Annotated in this window: 18 protein-coding genes; 15 read left to right on the top strand and 3 right to left on the bottom strand. The window is 54.7% G+C overall.

Features of this window, described 5'->3' with window-relative positions:
- The first annotated feature begins 42 nt into the window (after positions 1-42).
- Positions 43-1,509: an FAD-dependent tricarballylate dehydrogenase TcuA gene (tcuA, locus tag NeNHUV3_RS02550; protein ID WP_391482284.1), complete on the top strand. Its 1,467-nt coding sequence runs from the start codon at positions 43-45 to the stop codon at positions 1,507-1,509.
- A 93-nt stretch (positions 1,510-1,602) separates the two neighbouring features.
- Here the strand turns inward: tcuA and NeNHUV3_RS02545 are convergent, their stop codons facing one another.
- Positions 1,603-2,013 carry a hypothetical protein gene (locus tag NeNHUV3_RS02545; RefSeq protein WP_048599153.1) on the bottom strand — a complete coding sequence of 137 codons (411 nt, stop codon included), beginning with the start codon at positions 2,011-2,013 and terminating at the stop codon, positions 1,603-1,605.
- Between the two features lie 563 nt (positions 2,014-2,576).
- Here NeNHUV3_RS02545 and NeNHUV3_RS02540 point away from each other — a divergent pair.
- Entirely contained in the window at positions 2,577-3,917 is a 1,341-nt protein-coding gene (locus NeNHUV3_RS02540; protein WP_391482282.1) for a cytochrome-c peroxidase, read from the top strand.
- A gap of 5 nt (positions 3,918-3,922) precedes the next feature.
- On the opposite strand, the gene NeNHUV3_RS02535 is transcribed toward NeNHUV3_RS02540, so the two are convergent.
- Both NeNHUV3_RS02535 and NeNHUV3_RS02530 read right to left on the bottom strand, forming a co-directional pair.
- The gene (locus NeNHUV3_RS02535; protein ID WP_391482280.1) at positions 3,923-5,440 is read right to left on the bottom strand and encodes an FG-GAP repeat domain-containing protein; all 1,518 of its coding nucleotides are present in this window, start codon (positions 5,438-5,440) and stop codon (positions 3,923-3,925) included.
- A complete protein-coding gene (locus NeNHUV3_RS02530) occupies positions 5,437-6,624 on the bottom strand; it encodes an ROK family protein (protein ID WP_391482279.1) in 1,188 nt (395 codons plus the stop codon). The genes NeNHUV3_RS02535 and NeNHUV3_RS02530 overlap by 4 nt, the downstream gene beginning before the upstream one ends.
- A gap of 273 nt (positions 6,625-6,897) precedes the next feature.
- Between NeNHUV3_RS02530 and xylF the strand changes: the two genes are divergently transcribed.
- The 13 genes from xylF to NeNHUV3_RS02465 all read left to right on the top strand — a co-directional run bounded on the left by xylF (position 6,898) and on the right by NeNHUV3_RS02465 (position 23,057).
- Positions 6,898-7,929 (top strand): D-xylose ABC transporter substrate-binding protein, encoded by a 1,032-nt coding sequence (gene xylF / locus NeNHUV3_RS02525; RefSeq protein WP_048597697.1) that lies wholly within the window; start codon positions 6,898-6,900, stop codon positions 7,927-7,929.
- Positions 7,930-8,068: 139 nt separating this feature from the next.
- Positions 8,069-9,361: a sugar ABC transporter permease gene (locus tag NeNHUV3_RS02520; RefSeq protein WP_391482277.1), complete on the top strand. Its 1,293-nt coding sequence runs from the start codon at positions 8,069-8,071 to the stop codon at positions 9,359-9,361.
- The gene (locus tag NeNHUV3_RS02515; RefSeq protein ID WP_048597695.1) at positions 9,361-10,110 is read left to right on the top strand and encodes an ATP-binding cassette domain-containing protein; all 750 of its coding nucleotides are present in this window, start codon (positions 9,361-9,363) and stop codon (positions 10,108-10,110) included. The genes NeNHUV3_RS02520 and NeNHUV3_RS02515 overlap by 1 nt, the downstream gene beginning before the upstream one ends.
- Positions 10,110-11,546, top strand: a complete 1,437-nt coding sequence (gene xylB / locus NeNHUV3_RS02510) for a xylulokinase (protein WP_391482275.1) — start codon at positions 10,110-10,112, stop codon at positions 11,544-11,546. The genes NeNHUV3_RS02515 and xylB overlap by 1 nt, the downstream gene beginning before the upstream one ends.
- A gap of 1 nt (position 11,547) precedes the next feature.
- Positions 11,548-12,840 carry a xylose isomerase gene (gene xylA, locus NeNHUV3_RS02505; protein ID WP_391482273.1) on the top strand — a complete coding sequence of 431 codons (1,293 nt, stop codon included), beginning with the start codon at positions 11,548-11,550 and terminating at the stop codon, positions 12,838-12,840.
- A gap of 112 nt (positions 12,841-12,952) precedes the next feature.
- Positions 12,953-13,861 (top strand): LysR substrate-binding domain-containing protein, encoded by a 909-nt coding sequence (locus NeNHUV3_RS02500; protein ID WP_391482271.1) that lies wholly within the window; start codon positions 12,953-12,955, stop codon positions 13,859-13,861.
- Between the two features lie 109 nt (positions 13,862-13,970).
- Entirely contained in the window at positions 13,971-15,122 is a 1,152-nt protein-coding gene (locus tag NeNHUV3_RS02495; RefSeq protein ID WP_391482270.1) for an aromatic ring-hydroxylating dioxygenase subunit alpha, read from the top strand.
- 2 nt (positions 15,123-15,124) lie between these two features.
- Positions 15,125-15,427: a hypothetical protein gene (locus NeNHUV3_RS02490; RefSeq protein ID WP_391482268.1), complete on the top strand. Its 303-nt coding sequence runs from the start codon at positions 15,125-15,127 to the stop codon at positions 15,425-15,427.
- Between the two features lie 45 nt (positions 15,428-15,472).
- A complete protein-coding gene (locus tag NeNHUV3_RS02485; RefSeq protein WP_391482266.1) occupies positions 15,473-17,893 on the top strand; it encodes an FAD-dependent oxidoreductase in 2,421 nt (806 codons plus the stop codon).
- Positions 17,894-17,943: 50 nt separating this feature from the next.
- On the top strand, positions 17,944-19,194 hold the full coding sequence (locus tag NeNHUV3_RS02480; RefSeq protein ID WP_391482265.1) for a sarcosine oxidase subunit beta family protein: 1,251 nt from the start codon (positions 17,944-17,946) through the stop codon (positions 19,192-19,194).
- Positions 19,194-19,508 (top strand): sarcosine oxidase subunit delta, encoded by a 315-nt coding sequence (locus NeNHUV3_RS02475; protein WP_391482263.1) that lies wholly within the window; start codon positions 19,194-19,196, stop codon positions 19,506-19,508. The genes NeNHUV3_RS02480 and NeNHUV3_RS02475 overlap by 1 nt, the downstream gene beginning before the upstream one ends.
- Positions 19,505-22,498, top strand: a complete 2,994-nt coding sequence (locus NeNHUV3_RS02470; protein ID WP_391482262.1) for a sarcosine oxidase subunit alpha family protein — start codon at positions 19,505-19,507, stop codon at positions 22,496-22,498. Before NeNHUV3_RS02475 ends, NeNHUV3_RS02470 begins: the two co-directional genes overlap by 4 nt.
- Complete coding sequence (locus NeNHUV3_RS02465; protein WP_391482260.1) at positions 22,491-23,057, top strand: sarcosine oxidase subunit gamma; 567 nt, start codon at positions 22,491-22,493, stop codon at positions 23,055-23,057. The genes NeNHUV3_RS02470 and NeNHUV3_RS02465 overlap by 8 nt, the downstream gene beginning before the upstream one ends.
- Positions 23,058-23,203 lie beyond the last annotated feature (146 nt).

The following is a 23,203-nucleotide window of genomic DNA, read 5'->3' as shown; positions in this document are numbered from 1 at the left end:
GTATCCAAGTGGATACAATATAGATGTTAGGGAGAAGCGCCAGTGGCAAAATCAATCATCGTAGTTGGAACTGGAAACGCGGCTCTATGTGCTGCAATTGCAGCACTTGAATCGGGCGCAAAAGTTACGCTGTTAGAAAAAGCCGACGAGGCGCTGGCCGGCGGCAACACCAAATATACCGCAGGAGCGATGCGCTTTGCCTATAACGGTGCAGATGATTTGATGCCGCTGCTTAAGGACCCCAACGATCAAAGAGTCCAAAACGCAGATTTCGGACGCTATGACACAGAGCAATTTGCCAATGATTTGCTGGGCTTTAACGACGGGCGCCCTTTGTCTGACGAACAATACGCGCTGGTACACAATTCAGGTGATACAATGCGTTGGCTGGCGTCTCATGATGTGAAATTCGAACCGATCTACAGTCGCCAAAGTTTTGAAAAAGACGGCCGTCACGTATTTTGGGGTGGGCTTACGTTGGCTGCTGAAAACGAAGGCGTAGGTCTTTTTGATATGGAGTTTGCCGCAGTGACGCGGCTTGGTGGAACTGTCCGCTACAACAGTGCCGTAACTGGATTAATCATACAAAATGAACGCGTGGTTGGTGTAAAAATCGGCGGCGAAGAGCTATATGCCGACGCTGTGATTTTGGCATCTGGTGGCTTTGAGGCAAATGATGCGTTGCGAGTGAAACACATGGGACCGGATTGGGCGGCTGCCAAAGTGCGCGGGACACCGCATAACACAGGCGATGGGCTTGTCATGGCGCTTGAGGCTGGTGCTGCAGAATATGGGCCGTATTCGGGCTGCCACGCCACGCCAATGGATTTGCATATGGCCGATTTTGGGAATCTCGACATTCCGCCGGGAGAGCGTAAAAATTACCGCAAAATCTCGTATTTTCTGGGTGTGATGCTAAACGCAGATGGCCAACGTTTCGTTGATGAGGGGGCGAATTTCCGCAATTATACGTATGCGCAATACGGCGCGGCCATCTTGAAGCAGCCGGGTCAATTTGCATGGCAGGTGTTTGATAGCAAAGTATACGATCTGCTTTACGCAGAGTATCGCTTTCATGATGCTCATTTTGTTACAGCGCACACATTGGATGATTTGATCGATCAAATGAGCGGTGTAGACGGTGATGCGGCGCGTGCCACGCTGAGCGAATATAACGCCGCCGTCGATGCAGATACGCTTTTTGACCCGACAATTTTGGATGGAAAAGCCGCTGTCGGTGTGAGCCCGCCTAAATCAAACTGGGCTCAAACGCTCGATACTGGTCCGTTTTATGCCTATCCAGTGACCGGTGGGATTACTTTTACGTATGGGGGCCTAAAAGTTGATCCGGACGGAAGTGTTTTGTCAGTTGAGGGACGTAAAATACCGGGGCTATTTGCCTGTGGTGAAATCGTAGGCGGAGTGTTTTATGCAGGCTACCCGGGTGGTTCTGGCCTTACATCAGGCGCGGTCTTTGGACGTCGTGCGGGATACGGTGCTGCTGCCTAGTTGATTTCTGATGCAGACCCCAAAAAAGAGCGCCCCGCTTTCGCGAGACGCCCTTCTTTGGGACAGGGAGGTATCCTATGGGTTGCGCGAGACTTAGAAGTTCGCGAGTGACTTCAGTGATGCGACGCGCGCTGTGTCGTTGTCTTGCTCAGCCAGATCGATCAAGAAAGCGTAGTCCACGCCGCCCTGCGCGTTATCACCGTTTTCCAGTGATTTCAGCGAGGCAACCTGTGCTGTGTCATTGTCCTGCTCTGCGTTTTCGATCAGCGATGCGAAATCAACAGATGTGCCGCGGCTTGAGACACGGGCGCTGTCGAGAGTTTGGCCCAAGAAGAAGTTCAGCTGTGCTACGTCTTGGTCTTGGCGAGCGTTAATGATGTTAACCAATGTTGTGTCTGCGTAAACACCGGCGCTAACGCCTGCGGATTTAGCGAGTTGGTCAGCAGATGCTGCAGTTGCGGAAGCGGCGATTGCGATAGCTGTGAATACAGTTGCGAGTTTCATAATGTTTCCTTTCGGTGCCTTGTCTAAGGCGTTGGTTTGTTTGGGCTATATTGCCCTGTGAGTGTCGAGTGAGGCGTTAGTGCCTGTCTCGGATGAGTTGTATATGAGGGTTGTTTTTGGGTTATGATAGGCTTGTCACGAGCAGGTGATCTGTGCGGAAACGAACATCACGCCAGCGTGATTTCCCATTGTGTGCGTAGGCCCTGCGGGTGTTATTCCTATAGAAACGTCGCTCACAAGAAATGTTACACCGCCGCGATATGTTTCAGCGCGGCGGAGGGTTTTGTAATAATTTGGGTGGGTGCAGGCAGAGCAACGCCACGGCTGGGCGACTATTCGCGCGAGAAATAAATGTTTTTGTGCTGAAAATGCATTCAATCCGCGACTATTGCCTTTGCGAACGGTCCAAATGTGGAATTCTACCCGCCTTGGAGGGCACTCACTGACAGATGTCATGCGTCTATATGTTCAGAGGTTAAATTTTTCACCAAACAACACGAACTCGAATTGCCGAGGCCAGAGCATTCTGCATAATCTTAGATGCGTCAGGTGGGAGGATGATAATGAGACTCGCTACATTAACAGGGGTGACAACAGTCTTAGCTAGCATCGCTGCTGCGCAGTCCGTTCCCAATTTGCCTCAGCCGCTTGATGACGCCTCGTTTTTCGCGGTTAACCAAGCCGAGGCCGAGTTGGGACAGTTGCTCTTTTATGATCCGATCCTATCGGGCAACAAAACAATCGCTTGCGCAACCTGTCATCATCCTGATTTCGGCACGTCCGACGGGCTTACTTTGTCGTTCGGGGATGGCGGTGTTGGTCTTGGCCCGACACGACGGTTCGACCCTTCTAACATCCCAGAGGAGAGGATACCGCGAAATTCTCCGGCGTTGTTTAACCTTGGTGCGCGCGAGGTTGTCCGGCTGTTCCATGATGGCCGCCTTGAGTTTGATCCGGCGCAACCAAATGGCATACGCACACCGATGGGCGGCGACATGGCCGACGGGTTCGCGTCCATTTTGTCAGCACAGACGATGTTTCCGGTTCTAAGCCGCGATGAAATGGCGGGCTCGTTTCGCGAAAATGAGGTAGCACAGCTTGTCCGTCAGGGGCGCATCACAGGGCAGGGCGGCGCGTGGGATGTATTGGCCGAGCGGGTCCGTGACATTCCAGCCTATGTGCAAAAATTCGAAGCGGTATATCCAGATGTCACCGGACCGGAAGACATTGGGTTCACAAAAATTTCGGATGCAGTTGCCGCGTTCATGGAATTTGAGTGGCGTTCGGATACCGCGCCATTTGACGCAGTCTTGCGCGGGCAGGCAGAATTTAAAGGTTTAGCTGCGACAGGTGCTGATTTGTTCTATGGCAAGGCTAATTGCGCGCAGTGTCACTCAGGGCCTTTGCTGACGGATCAGGGCTTTCACGCGATGGCGGCGCCTCAAATCGGACCTGGGAAATCGGCCACATTTGAAACGCACCACCGCGACGATGGGCGATTTCGGGTAACGGGCAAAGAGGCGGACCGCTATGCGTTTCGCACGCCCTCGTTGCGCAATGTTGCGTTGACGGCCCCTTACGGACACGCCGGTGCACACCGTGATTTGGCTGCGTTCGTCGCCGATCACGCGGACCCTGCAGGGGCTCTTGCACGGTTTGATCGAACGCAGGTTGTCCTGCCAAGCTATGACGCGCCAGATTTCGCGGTTCTTGATGATCCCGAGCAAGTTGCCGCAATTTCCGCCGCTGTGAAGGCGGCACCTGTTTCATTAAGTGACGCGGAGATAACGGCAATTGTGACGTTCCTGAACACATTGACGGACCCAATCAGTGTGACCGGCAGATTGGGTATTCCGGATGCGGTGCCCAGTGGTTTGGACGTGCCTCGTCAAGAGGCGCGGTAGCGCGTTTAGGGCTTTGTCGGTTTCGAAATGACCACCCGCTGGTTTGCGCTGAAAGAATGCGTTGACTGGCTTTGATCGGGCCACGTTACCCTGACGTCTATCTGCTGGGCCTCGGCCAGTCCAAAGTGACGCCCCACAAGTTGACCGCCTGCATGCCCGCCACCAATGGTGTGTTGCTGCAGCTGTTTTGAGGTGCCCGTATCAACAGAGATGAGCGCGCCGATGGCATCCACGTTACCACCGGACTGACGTACGGTGATGTTAATCCAATTGCCCGTGCCTGACGTGACATTGCGGTAAAGTTCAAGCGGCGCGCGTCTGTTTGCAACGATCAAATCAAGTCGACCATCGTTGTCAAAATCAACCAGCGCCGCGCCGCGTGAGCGTTCGGTCGTTGCGACACCTGCGATGTGGGCGCGCTCTTCAAATTTGCCGTCATTCAATTGCATGAGCAAGTTATTGGGGTCACGCGTCGCCATGCCCGGCATTTGATCCACGTTGCCCTTAGCAATGAATAGATCCGCTTGCCCGTCGTTATCCACATCTGCAAACTCCGCATGCCAACCGGTTGAGGGCCGTCCGTCATCCCCAACATGGGGGCGCTGTGCATAGGTGCCAATGGCGTAGTCCGCCGCTTTATAAGTACCATCTGACTGGGCAATTTGAAGAAGCTGATCCCCCATGGAGGTCAACATAACTTCGTCGCGCCCGTCACCGTTCAGGTCACGGCTTGCAATGCCCATCCCCCAAAGGGACACGTTTTGCCATCCATCTTCGGGTCCCAAAAAGCGCTTCTCCGTGGTGTCCCACATCTGCTCAAAGCCGCCGCGCACATAATAATGCCTGTCATTAGACAGTCGCAGCGTGTGGCGACCGCGGGCATCTTGAGCGGCCAAAATAGAGAGTGGGCAATACCCGGGCGTTAGGGGCGAGGCCACATATGACCCATCGCGCGGTATCAGAATTTGGTTGTCGTCACAGGCTTCAAATGGGCCGTTGGGGTCTGATCGGTCCACGTAATTTCCAATGGCCATTGTGGGCAATTCATCCTCCCACCACGCAGTGAAGGCCGTTGACCAGCTGTCATCGGTTGGCAGGTTGAATGCCGCGCTGGCCTCGACAAACCCGCACTGTCCGTCACCTTTCAGGATCATGTTGGGACCGACGCGCAGCACAAAGAGGTCCAAGTGTCCGTCACCGTTGATGTCAATTGGGTAGGCGCCCGTGGTTCCAGTGATCTGTGGTATAGTTTGCGGGCTAAACCGCATCGCGCCGTCGTTGCGCAGTAGCAAGGCAGGCGTCTCACCACCGGCGGCAAAAATATCGGCGAAACTATCATTGTTGCAATCCAGAACGGCAATACCGCCACCAACGAAATGGTTCCAGTCACCGCTGTAAATATGTGGCGGTAGGTTTTCAGATACGTCCTCGAAAAGGGGATCTGCGGCGCTGGACAGGGGTGTCAACAAAGCTGCTGCAACTAAAGTGCCGTAACTGGCGGTGGTGCGGGGCTGGCTGCTCACGCTGTGGCGCCGGTGTGACCGCTGATCATTGTCTCGGTCAGGAACGAAAGCGCCAACGCGGTCGCCCCGCGCGCCCAGACCCGATCATCCCACGCACGAATATGAATTTGGCAGGGCTTGCTGCGCGTCGACAGCGTCATGTCTTGGGCGTCTTTAAAAATAGCCTCTGCGTAGGGGTATTCGTGCTGCATCCGGTCGCCGGCGACAATGATCAGGGGCGGGTCGAACAGCTGGATCACATTGGCAAGACCAACTGACAGGTATCGTCCCGCGCGTTTGAAAATGGCCAAGGCCGCCATGTCACCTGCTTTTGCTTTGTTGAGCAGTGTCTCAAGAATATCATCGTTTTTCAAAGCGGTGGCATCGGCAATATCAAGGGCTGTAATAGCCTCGCGGGTTAGCGCATATGCGCCCAGATACGCCTCAAGGCAGCCACGCTGGCCGCATCTGCACAATGCGCCGTCCATTTGGACTTTGGTGTGACCCAACTCAAGCCCCATCCCGTTCGAGCCGCGGTAAAGCTGCCCGTCAGAGACAAGTCCCATGCCCACCCCGTTCTCAATTGTCACAACGGCAAAGTCTGTCTTGTCGCGCCCCTCACCAAACCATTGCTCTGCCAAGGCCAGCATATTGGTGTCGTTATCGATAAAGAGCGGCACGCCGTAGCGGTGCTTGAACTCCGTGGGAAGATCTTGGTCCCCATCGGTCAAAAGGGATGACCATGTGACGGTTGCTTGGTCGTGATCAATGATGCCAGGAAGGCCGAGGCCCACTGCCTTTACCTCTGACATGGGTTTGTCGGCGTCGCTTAGGACAAGCGCGATTAGGGTGTCGATTTCTTGGAATAGGGTCGCGGTGCTGCGCCGCTTTACATCGCTTGGGACGTTAGCGGTTGCCACGATATTGCCCGTGAAGTCCGCAAGGATAGCTGAGTGCTTATTGAACGCCAACTTGATGCCGATAACATACGCTGCTTGTGGTACAATACGAAGTGCGACGCGGGGGCGACCTCGGCTTGTTGCGCGACGGGTGTCTTCGATTTCCTGCAAGACCCCTTCTGCGATCAAATCAGCAGTCAACGTGGTCACAGAGCCTGCACTGATGTCGAGTGCTTGGGTAATTTCGGCGCGCGCAGCACTTCCATGTGAGCGGACATATTCGAAAATTTGCTGCCGCAAGGGCATATCCCCGCCCTTAATTGGTGTTAACAACGGGCCGCATCCCGTTGGAATTATTTGATTTAAATTATAATTCATCAGTCAAACTTAATATCGCCAATTGTGCGCTTCTGACATGATTCCTAGTGTGTAAATCTCTTTCTGGGAAGCAAATTTGTAAAAAATCTTCGAAAAGGGCGATTTTTTATTTTGCAAACTGAAATTAATAGTGGCACCTTAACCAGCGAGTCACAAAGCTTGAGTGCCCATGTGACGGTAAACGGTTCTGGGAGGAACAACATGAAAAAGATGATTATCGGGGCAGCGATTGCAGCTGCTGGTTTTGGAACAGCAGCATTCGCAGAAGGCCACAGCGTTACTGTTGGCGTGAGCTGGTCGAACTTCCAAGAGGAGCGCTGGAAGACTGATGAAGCGGCTATCAAAGCAGCTTTGGAAGCGGCTGGTGCAACATATGTATCCGCAGACGCACAGTCCTCATCCGCAAAGCAGCTGTCAGACGTTGAAAGCCTGCTGGCCCAAGGCGTTGATGCGCTGATCATTCTTGCACAAGACGCGGCCGCTATTGGCCCAGCAGTTGATGCAGCAGACGCAGAAGGCGTGCCAGTCGTAGCATATGACCGCCTGATCGAAGACCCACGTGCGTTCTACCTCACATTTGACAACGTTGAAGTTGGCCGGATGCAGGCGCGCGCTGTTTTGGCGGCACAGCCATCTGGCAACTACGTCATGATCAAAGGCTCACCCACTGACCCGAACGCTGATTTCTTGCGCGGCGGTCAGCAGGAAGTGCTGCAAGCGTCAATCGACAGTGGTGCGATCACAATCGTGGACGAAGCCTACACAGACGGTTGGTTGCCAGCGAACGCACAGCGCAACATGGAGCAAATCCTGACAGCGAACGACAACAATGTTGATGCGGTTGTTGCATCAAACGACGGCACAGCCGGCGGTGTTGTTGCGGCGTTGACCGCGCAAGGCATGGAAGGTTTGGCAGTATCTGGTCAAGACGGTGATCACGCTGCGTTGAACCGTGTCGCACTGGGTACACAGACTGTGTCTGTCTGGAAAGACGCGCGTGATCTTGGTTTCACAGCTGGTCAAGTTGCCGTTGCGATGGCATCAGGTGCACCAATGGCATCAGTTGTCGGATCAGGCTCATGGACGTCACCTGCGGGCACCGACATGATGTCACTTTTCCTCGCACCAGTGCCAGTAACAGCTGCTAACCTGACAACAGTCACCGACGCTGGCTGGATCAGTGTTGAGAGCCTTTGCCAAGGTGTTGTGAACGGCCCAGCACCCTGTAACTAAAGCAATCTTGCTCTGGCTGGCGCCGCTGGCCAGAGCATCCCAGCTGATAAATTCCCCTCTTTTCTCGAAATGATTGTGCGACCCCTTAACTGAGTGGAGCATTGGTCGTTTTGTTGCCTGCTACCAGATGGAGACCCTCATGTCTGACGCCTCGAAACCCGCCACACCGCAACGCCGGTCGTTGCTGCAATCGCTGGAGGTCGACACCAGATTGCTCGGCATGATTGGCGCGTTCCTGCTTGTGTGCATTGTATTCAACTTGCTGACGGATGGCCGTTTCTTGACGCCGCGCAACCTGTTCAACCTGACCATTCAAACAGTGTCTGTAGCCATTATGGCCACGGGCATGGTTTTTGTAATTGTTACGCGTCACATTGATCTGTCTGTTGGCGCGCTCTTGGCGACCTGCACGGCGGTGATGGCGATGACCCAAACATCATGGCTGCCAAACATGCTTGGCCTTGAGTTGGGCCACCCGATGATCCCGTGGATTTCCATCGCGATCGGCCTTGTCACAGGCGCGGTCATTGGTGCGGGGCAGGGCTGGTTGATTGGCTATCAAGGAATTCCCGCGTTCATCGTCACCCTTGGTGGTTTGTTGATTTGGCGCAACGTTGGCTGGTATCTGACAGATGGGGCAACGATCGGCCCGCTTGATAAAACATATATTTTGTTCGGCGGCATTAACGGCACACTGGGCGCGACCCTGAGTTGGATCGTGGGCGGCGTTGCTTTGGTGGCGGCTCTCTATGCGCTGTTTTCGGCGCGGCGCACCAAGATCAGCCACGGTTTTCCTGTAAAGCCTGTTTGGGCCGAAGCGCTTGTGATGGGTGTCGTTGGAACGGCGATCATGGGCTTTGTTGCCATCTTGAACGCTTACACAGTCCCGTCACGGGTGATCGCACGCAATCCGTCGCTTTACGGGTGTGAAACAGCCGAAGGCTGCGTAGCGTCTTATGGTATCCCTTATTCGGTGTTGTTGCTGATTGCGGTGGCAATCGTGATGACCGTGATCGCGCGGCGCACACGTCTTGGACGCTATATTTTTGCAACTGGTGGCAATCCTGATGCGGCGGAACTGTCCGGCATCAATACGCGCCTCTTGACTGTTAAAATCTTTGCCATGGTGGGCGTGCTCTGCGCCCTTGCTGGCGTCGTGGCGTCGGCGCGGTTGGGATACCACACAAACGATATCGGTGTGCTTGATGAGCTGCGGGTGATTGCTGCGGCCGTAATCGGCGGGACCGCTTTGGCGGGGGGCGTTGGCACAATCTACGGCGCCATCATCGGTGCGTTGATCATGCAATCACTACAATCGGGCATGGCCATGGTCGGTGTAGATGCACCCTACCAAAACATTGTAGTCGGGGCCGTCCTCGTCTTGGCTGTCTGGATCGATATCCAGTACCGTAAACGCACAGGAGCAAAATGATGAGCGCACCTCTGGTTCAAATGAAAAACGTCTCCATCGCGTTTGGCGGTGTGCGGGCTGTAGATAACGTCAGCATTGATTTGCACGCTGGTGAGGTTGTGGGCTTGTTGGGGCACAACGGGGCGGGGAAATCGACGCTCATCAAGATGTTGTCCGGTGCCTATAAAATGGACAGTGGCGAGATCTGGATTGAGGGCAACAAAGCCACCATCAACTCGCCCCGCGACAGCCGTGATTATAACATTGAGACAATTTACCAAACGCTTGCTTTGGCAGACAATCTTGATGCGGCGAGCAACTTGTTTCTGGGCCGTGAGCTGACTACTCCCATGGGCTTTGTGGATGACAGCAGAATGGAGGCCGAGACCCGCAAGATTATGGCGCGTCTCAATCCGAACTTCAAAAAGCTCAAAGAGCCTGTTTCCGCATTGTCGGGCGGACAACGTCAGTCTGTTGCCATTGCGCGCGCTGTCTATTTTAACGCCAAAATCCTGATTATGGATGAGCCCACTGCCGCCCTTGGCGTGCACGAAACGGCCATGGTCGCCGAATTGATTGGTGAGTTGAAAAAGCAAGGGCTTGGCATCTTTTTGATCAGTCACGATACCCGCGAAATGATGGAGCTGTGTGATCGTGTTTCGGTAATGAAAAACGGTCAGATGGTGGGTACTGAGCGCGTTGAGGATGTGACAGAAGACGACATTCTGTCGATGATCATCTTGGGGAAAAACCCCAAGGAAGCGGCGTAATGTATATCGGTCTGGACCTGGGGACGTCGTCTCTGAAGGCAATCTTGGTTGATGACACTCAACAGGTTCTGGCCGAGCATTCCGTCCCAATGATTGTGACGCGCCCCCATGATGGCTGGTCCGAACAAGACCCCCAACAATGGGAAGATGCGGTGCACACGGCCATGGGTGCTTTGGGGGCCAAGGCAGATTTATCTGCGGTGCGCGGGATCGGGCTTGCAGGGCATATGCACGGTGCGACACTGATCGACAGTGCGGACAACGTGCTGCGGCCGTGCATGCTCTGGAATGACACCCGAGCCGCCGATCAAGCCGCTGCTTTTGATGGGCAGCCGCAGTTTCGTGATATGACGGGTAATATTGTCTTTGCCGGTTTCACAGCGCCCAAAGTCGCGTGGGTACGTCAGAACGAGCCGCAGGTATTTGAGCGCATCGCAAAGGTTTTGCTGCCTAAAGATTACCTGCGTTTGGTTTTGACCGGCGAGCACGTGGCCGAGATGTCCGATGCGGCGGGCACAAGCTGGCTGGATGTCGCTAAGCGGGATTGGTCCGATGATCTGCTTGCTGCCACAGGTTTGACGCGCGCGCAGATGCCGCGTCTGGTTGAGGGCGCAGAGGTTTCCGCAGTTGTGCGTCCATCACTGGCCCAAGCATGGGGCCTTCCCGCAAATGTGGTCGTGGCGGGGGGCGGTGGTGACAACGCCGCAAGTGCAATCGGGGCAGGAGTGGTCCGTAAGGGCGATGCGTTCTTGTCCTTAGGGACGTCTGGGGTGCTTTTTGCCGCCTCTGATGCCTACCAACCCGACGCTGCAAGTGCTGTTCACACGTTTTGCCATGCTGTTCCTGATACTTGGCATCAGATGGGTGTGATTTTGGCCGCCACGGATGCGTTGAACTGGCTGAGCCGCCTGACAGGGCAGTCTGCGGCAGAACTTACAAGCGATCTTGGGGCTGTTCAGGCCCCGTCACGAACGCTGTTTTTACCCTATTTGGGGGGTGAGCGGACGCCCCACAATAATGCTGATATGCGCGGCCAGTTTTTGCACCTTGATCACGCAACTGATGCCAAGGCGGCCGCGCGTGCGGTGCTCGAAGGGGTGGCATATGCGTTTGCGGATAACCTTGCGGCGCTGCGCTCAACGGGTACCCAGATCGATGCGGCTCTAGCCACGGGCGGTGGCGCAAAATCGCACTATTGGCTTGAGGTCATTGCAAGCACCTTGGGGATTTCGCTCAACGTGCCGGCATCGGGTGATTTTGGGGCTGCTTTAGGCGCGGCCCGCCTTGGCATGATGGCCGCAACCGGTGCAGGCGTTGAAATCGCGACCATGCCGAACATTGCCAAAACCATCGATCCAAATCCAACACATGCCGCTGCATTTGCAGACGGCCACGCGCGCTACCGCGCAGCTTACCGCGTTCTCAAGGAGCTTTAATATGACTGATTTTTTCAAAGGCATTCCCGCCATCAAGTTCGAAGGCGCGCAAAGCGATAAGGAATTTGCGTTCCGCCACTACAATCCTGACGAGGTGGTTTTGGGCAAGCCGATGAAAGATCATTTGCGCTTTGCTGCGGCCTATTGGCATTCGTTTGCGTGGCCCGGGGGTGACCCGTTTGGTGGGCAGACATTTCAGCGCCCTTGGTTCGGTGACACAATGGCGGATGCCAAGCTTAAGGCCGATGTAGCCTTTGAGATGTTCCAGATTTTGGGCGTGCCCTATTACTGTTTTCACGACGCGGATATGCGCCCCGAGGGGGCAAACTTCGCCGAAAGCGCGCGCAATCTTGATGAAATGACTGAATATTTGGCTGAAAAGCAGGCTGAAAGTGGTGTTAAGTTGCTTTGGGGGACTGCAAATCTGTTCTCTCACCGCCGGTTTATGTCGGGGGCGGCGACGAACCCTGATCCTGATGTTTTTGCTTACTCCGCTGCGACCATCAAAACCTGTATGGACGCGACCATCCGTCTGGGCGGTGAAAACTACGTGCTGTGGGGCGGGCGTGAGGGCTATGAGACCTTGCTAAATACCGACATGGGACGCGAGCGTGCGCAGGCAGGCGCGATGTTGCAGATGGTCGTTGATTATAAACACAAGACCGGCTTCAAAGGCGCGATTTTGATCGAACCCAAGCCCCAAGAACCCACAAAACACCAGTATGATTACGATGTTGCCACAGTTTACGGCTTTTTGAAGGACTTCGGTCTTGAGGGTGAAGTGCAAGTGAATGTTGAGCAAGGCCACGCAATTTTGGCGGGACACTCGTTCGAGCATGAATTGGCTTTGGCGCGCGAGTTGGGGATTTTCGGCTCAATCGACATGAACCGTAACGATTATCAATCTGGTTGGGACACGGATCAATTCCCTAACAACATTCCAGAGATGGCGTTGGCATATTACGAAGTGTTGCGCGCTGGTGGGTTCAAAACGGGGGGGACAAACTTTGACGCGAAACTGCGTCGTCAGTCGCTTGACCCTGAAGACCTAATTCTGGCCCACGTCGGGGGCATGGATGCGTGCGCGGCTGGCTTAAAGGCTGCTGCTGCAATGTTGGAAGACGGCAAGTTAGAAGCTGCCCGTAACGAGCGGTATTCTGGCTGGGACACATCTGATCTGCTTGGTCTTGATCTGGGCACGATTGAGACGCGTGTTCGCGAGTTGGACATTCAGCCTGAACCGCGCTCGGGCAAGCAAGAACGTCTTGAAAACCTTGTGAACAAGTACCTGTAGGCCTGATCGGCCTGATTTTGATTAGGTAAACGCCTAGACTGGCAATTGCTTGAGTATCTGCGCATAGTGACATGAACTCACTTCATGCGTTAACCTTAGGTAATTGCCGCTTATGTCACGTCGCCAATATAATTTACCTGCGCTCACAAGCCTTTCGGTTTTTGAGACGGCAGCGCGGCATCTCAGCTTTAAGCACGCGGCCCATGAACTTGGGGTGACACCGGGTGCAGTTAGCCATCAGATCAAATCACTCGAGGCCGACCTCGGCGCGCCGCTCTTTCGTCGCCAACACCGCGGGGTTGAATTGACCGAAGATGGTTTGGCGCTTTTTGAGGCGTTAGCAACGTCGTTTCTAAGGGTGTCTCGGTGCCTCGAAGACATCCGCCAGCGCGACATCACACGCTATGTCACAGTCGGTTCAACCACTGCGGTAGCGGGGCTGTGGCTGTCGCCCTCGATTATTCGATTTTGGCGTGATTTTCCCGATATTAACGTAAATCAAATCTCGAACGACCGCCCGTTTTCGGTGATGGATGAGCTGGATTTTTTTATAAGATACGGCAAAGATAAAGACAGCGGGCTTGATCATACGGCCCTTTACCGTGATCAATTGGTTCCTGTTGCCTCGCCTGAATTGGCGCAAAGCCTAAGTGGCGTGAGCCTGTCTGACATTGCTGCGATGCGGCTGATACATTTGAAAAGCGCGGACAGAAGTTGGACGAACTGGGCGGATTGGTTTGCGGCTTTGGGTCATCACGGCAAAGTAGGCGCGGGACCGCAGGTCACAAGCTATGCGGTTGCATTGCAGTTGGCGCGCAAAGGTGCGGGCGTGGCGCTTGGGTGGAGACGTCTTATTGATCCTGCGCTTCAATCCGGCCGCTTGGTTGTGCTTGGGGATGCGTCCTTGCCTGCACCCAAGAAGTTTTACCTGCTGGGGCGTGCTGATGCCCAGCAAACAGCGGATGCGCTTGTATTAAAGACGTGGCTTTTGGATGAGATTAAATCATCCGAGGGTAAATAGCTTTCGAGTGAATTAAGCTCACCTAAGGGTGAGCATTTCAGATATTGAACGCCGCGCGGTGATTGCCCCAAATGAACCTCAAGTAGTGATCGCTTCGGGGGGATTTGCGATGAACGAACAGACCTCATTGTCTTCAGTGATGACAGACGTGAACAAGGCCAATGGCCTGCCAAATGCCCACTACATTGATCCGGCCGTTTTTAATGAAGAAAAACAAGCCGTCTTGTTTGCCAATTGGTCGGGCATCGGTTTTGGCAAAGACGTGCCAGAAGCCGGTGACGCAAAGCCGATCACGTTCATGGGCATGCCGCTGTTGATGGTCCGTGACCGTGATGGCTCGCTTGGGGTTTTTCAAAATACTTGCCGCCACCGCGGGATGATTTTGGTGGAAGAGGCGCAGAAAATTCGCGGCGCTATTCGCTGTCCCTATCATAGTTGGTGTTACGGCTTGAACGGTGCGCTGCGTGCCACGCCCCATGTTGGTGGACCTGCGCAAAGTACACATGAAGACGTGAATATGGAGGAACTTGGGTTGTTCAAAGTGCGCTCATTCGTGTGGCGCGATGTTGTTTTCGTGAATATCGATGGAAATGCCGCGCCTTTTGAAGAGGTCCACCAAGATCTTATGGCGCGCTGGTCCGAATTTGACGGCCCACTTTACCACGGGGGAGAGGCCGCATCGTTTCAGTTGAATGTCAAAACCAACTGGAAGCTAGCCGTTGAGAACTACTGCGAAAGTTATCACCTGCCGTGGGTGCATCCGGGCCTGAACAGTTACTCGCGCCTTGAAGATCATTACAACATCGAAGAGCGCGGCAAATATTCTGGCCAAGGGACTTTGGTCTACCGTCAATTGCGTAATGAGGCAGGGCAGACGCTTCCTGATTTTGCCGATCTTAGCTCCAAATGGGACGAGGGTGCTGAATATATCGCTGTTTATCCGAATGTTTTGCTGGGGGCGCAGCGCGATCATAGTTTTGCTATCGTTTTGGAACCCGTTGATTGCGGCAACACGGTTGAGCACATCGAGCTTTACTACGCCGCTTCCGAGGCTGACACGCCTGAATGTAACGAGCTGCGCACCACCAATGCCAAAATGTGGAAAGAGGTGTTCGAGGAAGACATCTTTGTGGTTGAGGGCATGCAGCGGGGGCGTCACGGACAGATGTTTGACGGCGGACGTTTCTCACCTGTGATGGACGGGCCGACGCATAACTTTCACCATTGGGTGGCATCACAAATTTCACAGGCGCGCGCGTAAAGATGGGGTATGTGACTCAGGCTGAGGGGGCTTCCCCTCTGGCGTCCGCATCAGAAATCCTTGTGACCGATGCGTTGCTTTTGGATGCGGCTTTGCTTGAGGCGCACGCCCAAGGCAACACGGCGGAACTGGTGCGTTTATACACGCTTGCGGCTGAGAATGCCTTGGCTAACGGTGATGAACGCGCAGCGGACTTCTATCTGACCCATGCATTTATTTTTGCACTTGAGAAGGGCGGCCCGGAAGCGGGTGTGCTTAATATTCGGCTGGCCGAGCGGGGCCGGATGAAGCTTTTGGACTTCTAAATTCTACACTAAAGGGCGGCCAATAGTGCTGCGGAAAGACTTCAGATGAGACAGCAAGCACAGGCAGTTGTGATTGGCGGCGGCGTAATCGGATGTTCGATCTTGTATCACCTGACCAAACTTGGCTGGTCCGATGTTGTTTTGCTGGAACGTGATGAGCTGACGTCAGGCTCAACATGGCACGCTGCGGCCAACATTCACGGCTTGCACGACAGCACCAACATCAGCCGCATTCAACACTACACGATGAATTTGTACAAAGAGCTGGAAGAAGAAACGGGCCAAAGTTGCGGTATTTTTCAGCCCGGCTCGCTTTATCTGGCGCAAACCGAAGAGCGGGAGCACCAGTTAAAACTGCAAGCTGCCAAGGCCAAGCTCTACGGTATGAACTTTTACGAAGTCAGCATCGAAGAGGCGAAAAAGCTGAACCCGATGGTGAATTATGACGGCATCCGCTGTGTGATGTTTGAACCCGATGGCGGCAACGTGGACCCTTCTGGCGTGACAAACGCCTATGCGGTTGGCGCGCGCAAACGTGGCGCTGAAATTCACCGCTTCACGCCAGTAACCGCGACCGAAGCCCAAGGCAACGGCACATGGATCGTCAAAACGCCAAAAGGTGATATTGCAACACCGTGGGTGATTAACGCGGCGGGCCTGTGGGGGCGTGAAGTGGCGGCATTGGCGGGGATCGAGTTGCCATTACAACCTACCGAGCACCAGTATTTCGTAACCGAGACGATGGCCGATGTTGAACAATCTGCTGCGCGTTTGCCGTCGGTCAGTGACCGTGACGGCGAATATTACTTACGCCAAGAGGGCAATGGCTTGCTGGTTGGGGCTTATGAGCGGGACATGAAGTTCTGGGCCGAAGAAGGCACACCACTTGATTTCGCCCATGATCTTTTCCCCGATGATCTTGAGCGTATTGAAGAGAACATGATGAACGCGATTGAGCGCGTGCCAGCGGTTGCTGATGCGGGCATCAAACGGGTCATCAACGGGCCAATGATCTGGTCGCCAGATAGTAATGTGCTGATGGGGCCGGTCCCCGAAGTGCCGGGGTATTTTTGCTGCAACGGCATTATCCCGGGCTTTTCACAATCAGGTGGCATGGGGCTTATGGCCGCGCAGTGGGTGATTGAGGGCGAAACAGAGTACGACATGTTTGCGTGGGACATGGCGCGCTTTGACACATGGGCCAGCAAAGCCTTCACCAAAGCGCGTGTGCAAGATCAATACGCACACCGTTTCGCAATCCATTTTCCGAATGAGGAACGAAGCGCAGGACGGCCCGCGCGCACGCGACCGATCTATGATGTCCAAACGAAAATGGGCGCTGTGTTTGGCCTAAACGCGGGGTGGGAACATCCGCTTTGGTTCGCTGCAGAGCCCGGCGCCACGGACACCAACGGATTTACCCGCCAAAATTGGTGGGCGCCTGTGGGAGAGGAATGCAAGGCGCTTCGTGCCGCGGCGGGTATCATTGATATCTCTAACTTTGCCAAATACCGCTGCAAGGGGCCGGATGCGGAAAGCTGGCTGAATGCGGTTTTCGCCAACAATATGCCTCGCTCAATTGGGCGGTCTTGTTTGACGCCGCTGATCTCAAAACGCGGCGGGATTGCGGGTGATTTCACCGTGACCCGCGTGGCCGAAGATGAGTTTTGGATTGTTGGTTCTGGCATGGCAGAGCGGTATCACAAACGTTTTTTCGCGGATGTGCCGCTGCCTAAAGGTACCGTGTTTGAAAGCAAAACTGTTGAGATGTGCGGCTTCAACGTAGCAGGTCCCAAATCACGCGAGTTATTGCAGCGGCTGACCAACACGTCGCTGGCGACTGAGGATTTCCCGTTCATGCGCTCCGCGTGGCTCGATATTGCAGGTGTGCGGGCGTTGGCGCTGCGGGTGTCGTTTACTGGTGATTTGGGCTGGGAGCTGCACTGTGAGACGCAAGATCAGGCCAAGCTTTACGAGGCACTTCTTACCGCGGGCCAAGACCTTGGTGCGCGCCCCGTTGGTAGCCGTGCGTTGATGTCGCTGCGCATCGAGAAGGGCTATGGTTCATGGTCGCGTGAGTACAGCCCTGAATATTGGCCCCAGGAAGTTGGGCTGGAGCGGCTTTGCAAATTGGAGAAAGACTTTCTGAACAAATCAGCGGCAGTTGCTAACCTTGAAAAACCTGCACGTGAAGAACTGGTTATTTTGCATCTTGAGGATGCGGACGTAACTGCATCCAACGCCGATGCTACGGGCGGCGAGCCTATTTTCAACGACGGTGTGGGGATCGGTCGGGTTACCTCCGGGGCTTATGGTTATACGGTTGGGATGTCGTTGGCGCTTGGGTTTGTCAAAGGAGTGACCGCAGGTGACGAGGTTGACGTCATGGTGCTTGGCAAGCCACACAAAGCGCGTATTCTTTCAGAGCCGCCTTTTGATGCTGGCGGGAAAATATTGCGCGGTTAAGACTGGCAAAAGAAACGCCGAGCCACACAGCAGAATGATGCGGGAGAGACATGCGGTATTCAGGATTTAAAGTCATCAAAGAGGCGCTGACCGGCCACAAAGGTTGGCGTCCCGCATGGCGCGATCCCGAGCCGCAGTCCCATTACGATATCGTCATTATCGGGGGCGGTGGTCACGGCCTTGCAACCGCACATTATCTGGCAAAAATCTTTGGTCAAAAGCGGATTGCCGTACTTGAAAAAGGCTGGATTGGCGGCGGAAACGTGGGCCGCAACACCACCATTATCCGCTCGAACTATCTGCTTGATGGAAATGAGCCATTTTATGAGTTTTCACTGAAGCTGTGGGAAGGCCTTGAGCAGGACCTGAATTACAACGCCATGGTCTCCCAACGGGGGATCATGAATTTGGTCCATTCCGATGCACAGCGCGACGCCTACATCAGGCGCGGCAATGCCATGATCCTCAACGGTGCAGACGCGGAGTATCTGGATGCAGATCAAATTCGCAAAGAGTATCCGTTTCTCAATTTTGACGATGCGCGTTTTCCGATCAAAGGCGGCTTGGCGCAGCGGCGCGGCGGCACGGTGCGTCACGATGCAGTGGCGTGGGGCTATGCGCGATCAGCTGATAGCCATGGCGTTGATATTTTGCAAAATTGTGAGGTAACGGGGTTTCGGATTGAGAACGGCAAATGCCTTGGTGTTGAGACGTCTCGCGGGTTTATCGGTGCGGGCCGCGTAGGCTGTGCAGTGGCAGGGTCATCAGGTCGGTTGATGTCCAAGGCAGGAATGCGCCTGCCTATCGAAAGCCATGTGTTGCAAGCATTCGTGTCCGAAGGTCTCAAACCCATTTTGCCGGGCGTGATTACGTTTGGGGCAGGGCACTTTTACGTTAGCCAATCGGATAAAGGCGGTTTGGTCTTTGGTGGCGACATCGATGGCTACAATTCATACGCACAGCGGGGCAATTTGCCCGTGGTTGAGGATGTCTGCGAAGGTGGTATGGCATTGATGCCCATGATCGGACGCGCGCGGCTTTTGCGGATGTGGGGGGGGATCATGGACATGTCCATGGACGGCTCGCCCATCATCGACCGAACCCATATTGACGGGCTCTATTTCAACGGTGGCTGGTGTTATGGGGGCTTTAAGGCAACGCCTGCCTCGGGCTATGCGTTTGCCCATTTGCTTGCACGCGACATCCCCCACCCAACGGCCACGGCATACCGGTTTGACCGCTTTGAGACAGGGCACATGATTGATGAAAAAGGGATGGGCAATCAGCCCAATTTGCACTGATGATCATTGACCATCCACTTCTGGGTCCGCGCGATAGTGCTGAATTTACGTACCTTGGTGACGCGTCTTTGCTCAACAGGCCTGACCCCGACACGGCAGCGCCCAAGGACTGGCATGACTATGCATATTTGCGCGACAACCCTGCTGGCCTTCACCGCGAATTGTGGTTTCACGAGGGCGGTGACAGGTCTTGGCTGGTGGTAACGCGCAACACGGTAACCCATGAAATTACCAAAGTTGAATTGGCCCGTGATGTAGCACGCGGCTTGGTAAGCGACGTGGCCGGCATGGGCAGCAAACGGAGCGACGGATGATGGCGGATCACGGGACCAACCACGGCACGCACCGCAGAGCGCATGGGCAAATCAACCGTCTAAGCGGCGGGCAGATTGACCGCAACCAACCGCTTTCGTTCACATTCGACGGAAAAAAATTTCAGGGCTATCACGGTGATACGCTGGCCTCTGCGCTTTTGGCCAATGGGGTGCGCCTTATGGGGCGGTCGTTCAAATATCACCGTCCGCGTGGGCCTTTAACTGCCGGATCCGAGGAGCCCAATGCCATTGTTGCGCTCCGCAGCGGCGCCTACCAAGAGCCGAACACACGCGCCACCACAGCCGAGCTTTTTGATGGGCTCGAGGCCACGTCTCAGAACCGTTGGCCCTCACTCGCTTTTGATGCGATGGCGATCAACGATCGGTTTTCGAATTTTCTGACCGCAGGGTTTTATTACAAAACATTCATGTGGCCGGCGGCGTTTTGGGAAAAGATCTACGAGCCCATTATTCGCAAAGCCGCAGGTTTGGGGGCGCTGACAGGTGCTGCCGACCCCGATGTTTATGACAAAGGGTTTCGTCATTGCGATCTCTTGGTGGTGGGCGCAGGCCCATCGGGATTGATGGCTGCGCTCACAGCGGCCAAGGCTGGTTTTGAGGTCATCATCGCTGATGAAGATTTCCGATTGGGCGGTCGGCTGAACAGCGAGCAAGAGGTTGTTGGCGATCAGGCTGGCGCGGATTGGGCCGCGTCCCAAGTGGCGCATCTTGGCACGTTCTCCAATGTGCGGGTAATGTCACGTACGACCGTGATTGGCACGTTTGATCACGGCATTTACAGTGCGGTTGAGCGGGTCACTGATCATTTACGCACAAGTGCCGAAGGTCAGTCACGCCAAATTTTGTGGCGCATTTATGCTAAGCATACTGTGTTGTGCGCGGGGGCTGCGGAGCGGCCAATTGCCTTTAACAACAACGACCGCCCAGGGGTTATGCTGGCAGGTGCAATGCGCAGTTATGCCAACAGGTGGGGCGTCTGTGCTGCACGGGACGCAGTAATTTTCACCAGTAATGATGACGGACATCGCACTGCTGCTGATCTGCACCGGCAAGGTGTTGCGATTGCCGCGGTCGTAGATACGCGTGCTGATGCGCCGTCCTCGGATGAGTTTTCGGTCATCGCCGGCGCCACAGTCACTGATACCCGCAGCAGGCTTGGATTGAACGCGGTGCAAGTTAGGGATGCCAATGGGCACTCGCGCTGGCTGAAGGCGGGTGCGCTTGGCGTAAGCGGCGGCTGGAACCCGAATGTTCATCTGACCAGTCACCAAGGGGCGCGGCCGGTGTGGAGTGATGCGCTGAATGCGTTTGTTCCCAGCCCCAGTTTGCCACCACACATGAGCGTCGCGGGTGCTGCGGCCGGCATGCTTTCAACCCACGGGGCTTTGCACTCGGGTGTTGATGCGGCATGCAAAGCGTTAGAAATTGATCCACGCAGTTTATCTGCGTTGCCCAAGGCTGATGACCGCCCTGTAACGCAATCCGCGTTTTGGTACGTGCAAGGCTGCGAATGCGCGTGGTTAGATCAGCAAAATGACGTGACCGTTAAGGACGTCAAACTTAGCCACCAAGAGGGGTTCCGCGCCGTTGAACACCTGAAACGCTATACCACTCTTGGGATGGCAACGGACCAAGGCAAAACGTCAAATATGGGCGGCTTGGCCGTTATGGCCGAACTGACACGCCAGCCCATTGCGGATGTTGGCACCACAATGTTTCGCCCGCCTTATACGCCAACGGCCATCGGGGTCCTTGCGGGTAGATCACGGGGTAAGGACTTTCATCCGGTGCGTCTGACGCCATCGCATTACTGGGCCAAAGAGCGTGGCGCGGTGTTTGTTGAAGTTGGCAATTGGCTACGTGCACAGTGGTTTCCAATTGAGGGCGAGACCCATTGGCGACAAAGCGTTGATCGCGAAGTGCTTGCCACGCGTAGCTCTGTTGGCGTGTGTGATTGCACGACGTTGGGCAAAATTGATGTGCAGGGCACCGATGCGGCTGTGTTTTTGAACAAGGTCTATTGCAATGGCTTTGCGAAACTTGCGGTCGGGCGGACGCGGTATGGCTTGATGCTGCGCGAGGATGGCATCGCCATGGATGACGGTACTGCCGCACGCCTGGCCGAGGACCACTTTGTTGTCACAACCACCACTGCAAATGCGGGAAAAGTCTATCAGCACATGGAATTTGTGCGCCAATGCCTGTGCCCTGATCTGGATGTGCAATTAATCTCAACAACAGAAAGTTGGGCGCAATATGCGATTGCGGGGCCAAACGCGCGGGCCTTGTTGCAAAAAGTGGTGGATGCTGAATTTGACATCAGCAACGATGCGTTTCCCTTTATGGCATGCGGTGCGATCACCGTGTGTGGCGGGCTGCGGGCGCGGTTATTCCGGATTTCGTTCTCGGGTGAGTTGGCGTTTGAGTTGGCCGTACCTGCGCGCTACGGCGATGCAATGATGCGCCGATTGATGGATGTGGGTGAAGAATTCAATGTTACCCCATATGGCACAGAGGCGCTTGGCGTGATGCGGATCGAAAAGGGTCATGCGGCAGGTAATGAGTTGAACGGCACGACAACGGCGCAAAATCTTGGCCTTGGCCGTATGGTCTCAAAGGCGAAAGACAGCATTGGCTCAAAACTGTCCGAGCGGGTTGGGTTGAACACTGAGGATGGTCTGCGTTTGGTTGGTCTAAGACCGCTTAATCCAAAGGATAAAATTACAGCTGGTGGGCATGTTATGAACGCGGACGGCCCTGTTGATGCGGCCCATGATCAGGGGTACGTGACGTCCGCGGCCTATTCGCCCACGCTTGGAAACATGATCGGATTGGCGTTTATCAAGTCTGGTAGTGAGCGCATTGGGGAGCGCATGCGATTGGTTTCCCCGCTGACCAAAACCAGCGTCGATGTTGAGGTTGTATCGCCGCATTTCGTCGATCCAGAGGGAGAGCGCCAACGTGCATGATTTAGCACCCATCACAGCCTTTGGTTTGGCTGAGCCTACCGTGTTTGCCACACAGTCGTGCCAGCTTATGGAGCGTCCGGGTATTGCACTTGCCAGCGTTGCGGCGCGACTTGGTGTTGAGGAAGCATGTCATTCGGTTATCCTGGATCTCTTGGGAGCCAATGCGCCGGACCCGGCCGCTTGGTTCGCCTCTGATATCTACAGTGCGTTTTGGATGGGGCCTGACCAGTGGATGTTCAGCGCGGATTTCTGTGACGTTGAAGACATCGCAGCCCGCCTGAAAGCCAGTTTTGGAGAGACGGCATCAATCACGGAACAGACGGACGGCTGGGTCGCTTTTGACCTGACTGGCGAAGTTGAAGCTGTGCTTGAGTTGGTGTGTAACGTGGATATGCGAACTCGTTCAGCTGGCTATGCGAGCCGCGTTTCCATCCATCATACCGGCTGTTTTTTACTAATTGAGGCAAGCGATCGCGTTCGCGTTTATGCGCCGCGTGCCTCTGCGGGATCGGTCTTTCATGGGATCAGTCAGGCAATGACTTCTACCGCGATGCGGTAAATCTATCGTCGGATACAATTGTCATCCTAAGATGATCAAAGCCTCCGAAGACACAGTTCTTCGAGAGCCTTCTCAAGATACTATTAACCTTAATGTTTTTTTGGCTAAGCGGTACGAAACATGCCGTTTCCTGCTCGTGAGTGAAA

This window comes from Nereida sp. NH-UV-3, assembly GCF_042939535.1.
Lineage (GTDB): Bacteria > Pseudomonadota > Alphaproteobacteria > Rhodobacterales > Rhodobacteraceae > Nereida > Nereida ignava.
Note: the sequence above shows the minus strand (reverse complement) of the source record. Positions and strands in the feature narration are given on the sequence as shown.